Consider the following 4,676-nt stretch of genomic DNA (forward strand, 5'->3'; position numbering starts at 1 on the left):
CGTGAGGCAGGTCTGCCGCACACCGCCGCCGAAGAACATGTGACTGACAGTGAGAAGCAATCTTTGCTGACTCACTTGAAGAGCAGCCACAAGGCGAAAGTGGAAGAACCACGCAAGATCACGCTGCAGCGTAAAACCACCAGCACCCTGCGTGTGGCTGGTAGCAAGAGCATCAGCGTTGAAGTTCGCAAAAAGAAAGTTTTCGTACAGCGTAGCCCGGAAGAAATCGAAGCCGAGCGCAAGCGTGAACTGGATGAACGTCGCGCAGTAGAAAATGCTGCGCGTCAGAAGGCTGAAGAAGAAGCCAAGCAACGCGCCGAAGAAGAAGCGCGTCGCCAGCCTGCTGCTGCCAAAACCGCCACCAACGACGCCGTTTCGGCGCCGGCTGCAGCTGCCCAGCCAGTACGCGAAAGCGCACCGGTGGCCGCCGCTGCTCCAGCACCGTCTGCTGACGTTCGTAACAAGCAGAACGAACAGCGCCGTCCGGACAAACCACGTGCCGACGACAACAATCGTCGCAGTGGCGGTGGTGACGGCGAGCGTAAAAACGCTCCGCATCGCGCATCGGTCAAAGAGAAAGCGCCAGCACCACGTGTCGCGCCACGTACTACCGACGAAGAGAGCGATGGCTTCCGTCGTGGTGGTCGCGGCAAGTCCAAGCTGAAGAAGCGCAACGCTCACGGTTTCCAGAGCCCAACCGGCCCTGTCGTGCGCGATGTGCAGATCGGCGAGACCATCACCGTTGGCGATCTCGCCAATCAGATGTCGGTCAAGGCTGCTGAAATCATCAAGTTCATGTTCAAACTGGGTACTCCAGCGACCATCAACCAGGTGCTTGATCAGGAAACTGCTCAACTGGTAGCCGAAGAACTGGGCCACAAAGTGACCCTGGTCAGCGACACCGCTCTGGAAGATTCCCTGGCCGAGTCCCTGAAGTTTGAAGGTGAGTCGTTCTCCCGTGCGCCAGTCGTGACCGTAATGGGCCACGTTGACCACGGTAAGACCTCGCTGCTCGACTACATTCGTCGTGCCAAGGTTGCTGCGGGCGAAGCCGGCGGTATCACCCAGCACATCGGTGCGTACCACGTTGAAACCGAACGCGGCATGGTCACCTTCCTTGATACCCCGGGTCACGCCGCGTTTACCGCAATGCGTGCCCGTGGTGCCAAGGCGACCGATATCGTGATTCTGGTGGTTGCAGCCGACGACGGCGTAATGCCGCAGACCATTGAAGCTGTTCAGCACGCTGTAGCGGCTGGCGTTCCACTGGTGGTTGCAGTGAACAAGATCGATAAGCCGGGTGCTGATCTTGATCGCATCCGTAGCGAACTGTCGGTTCACGGTGTGACGTCGGAAGAGTGGGGCGGTGATACGCCGTTCGTACCGGTTTCGGCGAAAGTCGGTACTGGCGTGGACGAACTGCTCGAAGCCGTATTGCTGCAGGCTGAAGTTCTCGAACTGAAAGCGACTCCTTCGGCTCCAGGCCGTGGTGTCGTGGTTGAATCGCGTCTCGACAAAGGTCGTGGCCCGGTTGCAACCGTGCTGGTCCAAGACGGTACCCTGCGCCAAGGCGACATGGTGCTGGTCGGTTCGAACTATGGTCGCGTTCGCGCCATGCTCGACGAGAACGGCAAGCCAATCAAGGAAGCCGGTCCTTCCATCCCTGTCGAGATTCTCGGCCTGGACGGTACCCCGGACGCTGGCGACGAGATGAGCGTAGTGGCTGACGAGAAGAAAGCCCGTGAAGTGGCTCTGTTCCGTCAAGGCAAGTTCCGCGAAGTCAAACTGGCTCGCGCTCACGCCGGCAAGCTGGAAAACATCTTTGAAAACATGGGTCAGGCCGAGAAGAAGACGCTCAACATCGTCCTCAAATCCGACGTCCGTGGTTCGCTGGAAGCGTTGAACGGTGCCTTGAATGGCCTGGGCAACGACGAAGTGCAAGTGCGCGTAGTCGGCGGCGGTGTCGGTGGTATCACTGAATCCGACGCCAACCTGGCACTGGCCTCCAACGCTGTACTGTTCGGCTTCAACGTGCGTGCCGATGCTGGCGCACGGAAGATCGTCGAGCAGGAAGGTCTGGATATGCGTTACTACAACGTGATCTACGACATCATCGAAGACGTCAAGAAAGCCCTGACCGGTATGCTCGGCAGCGATGTTCGCGAGAACATCCTGGGTGTTGCCGAGGTGCGTGACGTGTTCCGTTCGCCGAAGTTTGGCGCGATCGCTGGATGCATGGTGATCGAAGGTGTTGTGCACCGTAACCGTCCGATCCGTGTACTGCGTGAAGACATCGTTATCTTCGAAGGCGAGCTGGAATCCCTGCGCCGCTTCAAGGATGACGCTTCCGAAGTACGTGCCGGCATGGAATGCGGTATTGGCGTCAAGAGCTACAACGACGTCAAAGCTGGCGACAAGATCGAAGTTTACGAGAAGGTTCAGGTTGCTCGCAGCCTCTAACTCGCGCACTTCAGGAGCCGTGATGGTCGGCCGCACAGCAATGTGTGGCGCATCACCCGGACTCTAAACGCAACGCCCGGTCTGGCTTCTGTCAGGCCGGGCGTTTGCCGCTTTCAGACCTTGCGGGTTTCACCGTAGGGCAGTAACAGGTAACAAATCATGGCAAAAGAATACAGCCGCACCCAACGTATCGGCGATCAGATGCAGCGTGTGCAGGCCCAACTGATCCGTCGTGAAGTCAAAGATCCGCGCGTCGGCCTGGTCACCATTACCGCTGTGGAAGTCAGCCGTGACGTCGGTCACGCGAAGATCTTCATCACCGTGATGGGGCAGGACAATGCCGAAGACATCGCGCAAAGCATCAAGGTACTGAATGCCGCCGCAGGTTTCCTGCGTATGCAATTGGCCCGCGAAATGAAGTTGCGCAGCGTGCCGCAATTGCACTTCCACTACGACGAAAGCGTCGTGCGTGGTGCGCACCTGTCGGCCCTGATCGAGCGCGCCGTGGCTGAAGACAATCAGCACCCGGCAGTTGCTGAACCTGAAGACACCAAGGAGTAATTCGGTGGCTCAGGTCAAACGTATCCGTCGTAACGTCAGCGGTATCATCCTGCTCGACAAGCCGCTGGGGTTCACCTCCAACGCCGCGTTGCAGAAGGTTCGCTGGTTGCTCAACGCCGAAAAGGCTGGGCATACCGGCAGTCTCGATCCGCTGGCCACTGGCGTTTTGCCGCTGTGCTTCGGCGAGGCCACCAAGTTTTCGCAATATCTGCTCGATTCCGACAAGGGTTACGAAACCCTGGCGCAACTGGGCAAGACCACCACCACGGCAGATGCCGAAGGTGAGGTTTTGCAGGAGCGTCCGGTGACCGTTGGTCGCACCGATGTCGAGGCGGTTCTGCCGAAATTTCGCGGTCAAATCAGTCAGATACCGCCGATGTACTCGGCGCTCAAGCGAGATGGTCAGCCGCTGTACAAGCTGGCTCGTGCAGGCGAAGTAGTGGAGCGCGAACCGCGTTCTGTTACTATTGCGCGCTTGGAATTACTGGCCTTCGAGGGCGATACTGCGCGCCTTGCGGTGGATTGCAGCAAGGGCACCTATATTCGCACCCTGGTGGAGGATATCGGTGAGCAACTCGGTTGTGGTGCGTACGTCGCAGAATTGCGCCGTACCCAGGCCGGGCCTTTCACCCTGGCGCAGACCGTGACTCTCGAAGAGCTGGAAGCAGTACATGCCGAAGGCGGCAACGAAGCGGTCGACCGTTTCCTGATGCCATCGGACAGCGGCCTGCTGGATTGGCCGTTGCTGCAGTTCTCGCAAGCGAGTGCGTTCTACTGGCTTAACGGCCAGCCGGTTCGTGCTCCGGATGCTCCGAAGTTCGGCATGGTGCGGGTACAGGATCACAATGGTCGCTTCATCGGTATCGGTGAAGTGAGCGAAGACGGGCGCATCGCGCCACGTCGCTTGATTCGGTCAGAATGACCGGAACCGGCCTGTGTAACAGCAGGTCGGCGAGTGTGGCTGTTAACAGGCACGGTCACGACTCATTTATAGATACAGGGATTTGTCCCTGGCCTGTTGAAGCTGTTTCCTTGAAACAGTTTCCTGATAAAAGGATTGCCTCATGGCTCTCGACGTTCAAGAAAAAGCTCAAATCGTTGCTGACTACCAGCAAGCTGTTGGTGACACTGGTTCGCCAGAAGTGCAAGTTGAACTGCTTACCCACAACATCAACAAACTGCAACGACACTTCAAGGCCAACGGTAAAGATCACCACTCCCGTCGTGGTCTGATCCGCATGGTTAACCAGCGCCGCAAGCTGCTGGACTACCTGAAAGGCAAGGATCTGGGTCGTTACCAGACTCTGATCGGTCGCCTGGGTCTGCGTCGCTAATCAGCGATTGCGCTATGAGGTTGGTTGTCTGTCAGGCGTCAGCGGTTTACCGCTGGCGCCTTGCAGGCTCCCAGCCTCAAGTTTTATCTGGATACACGTTTTACCCTGGACAGGCGTTGGGCCGACTCCCGACATTGCCCAAGAATTTCGCAAGAAACCAGTTCCCCCAAGAGCCACAAAAGAAGGTAGGACACCGTGAACCCGGTAATCAAAAAATTCCAGTTCGGTCAGTCGACCGTTACCCTCGAGACTGGCCGTATCGCCCGTCAGGCCTCCGGCGCAGTATTGGTCACCGTTGACGACGACGTCAGCGTATTGGTG

Annotated in this window: 4 protein-coding genes and 1 pseudogene; all 5 read left to right on the top strand. The window is 58.0% G+C overall.

Annotated elements, in window-relative coordinates; all coding sequences use genetic code 11:
• On the top strand, positions 1-2,460 hold a 2,460-nt coding region (infB, locus tag ACIOWA_RS27110), incomplete at its 5' end, for a translation initiation factor IF-2 (protein WP_401162836.1).
• Between the two features lie 159 nt (positions 2,461-2,619).
• On the top strand, positions 2,620-3,021 hold the full coding sequence (gene rbfA / locus ACIOWA_RS27115; RefSeq protein WP_401162837.1) for a 30S ribosome-binding factor RbfA: 402 nt from the start codon (positions 2,620-2,622) through the stop codon (positions 3,019-3,021).
• Positions 3,022-3,025: 4 nt separating this feature from the next.
• Positions 3,026-3,943, top strand: coding sequence for a tRNA pseudouridine(55) synthase TruB (gene truB, locus ACIOWA_RS27120; protein WP_339431698.1), 918 nt, complete (start codon positions 3,026-3,028; stop codon positions 3,941-3,943).
• A gap of 142 nt (positions 3,944-4,085) precedes the next feature.
• Positions 4,086-4,355, top strand: coding sequence for a 30S ribosomal protein S15 (rpsO, locus tag ACIOWA_RS27125; RefSeq protein WP_401162839.1), 270 nt, complete (start codon positions 4,086-4,088; stop codon positions 4,353-4,355).
• Positions 4,356-4,550: 195 nt separating this feature from the next.
• Positions 4,551-4,676: pseudogene (locus ACIOWA_RS27130) on the top strand (polynucleotide phosphorylase/polyadenylase); the annotation flags it as partial.

Source organism: Pseudomonas sp. NPDC087614 (assembly GCF_044743485.1).
In the GTDB taxonomy this organism is placed as follows: domain Bacteria; phylum Pseudomonadota; class Gammaproteobacteria; order Pseudomonadales; family Pseudomonadaceae; genus Aquipseudomonas; species Aquipseudomonas baetica_A.

What these genes read in the sequence shown, in the direction of transcription:
- rpsO (WP_401162839.1), top strand. Translation starts at nt 4,086, where the DNA reads ATGGCTCTCGACGTTCAAGAAAAAGCTCAAATCGTTGCTGACTACCAG.
- rbfA (WP_401162837.1), top strand. Translation starts at nt 2,620, where the DNA reads ATGGCAAAAGAATACAGCCGCACCCAACGTATCGGCGATCAGATGCAG.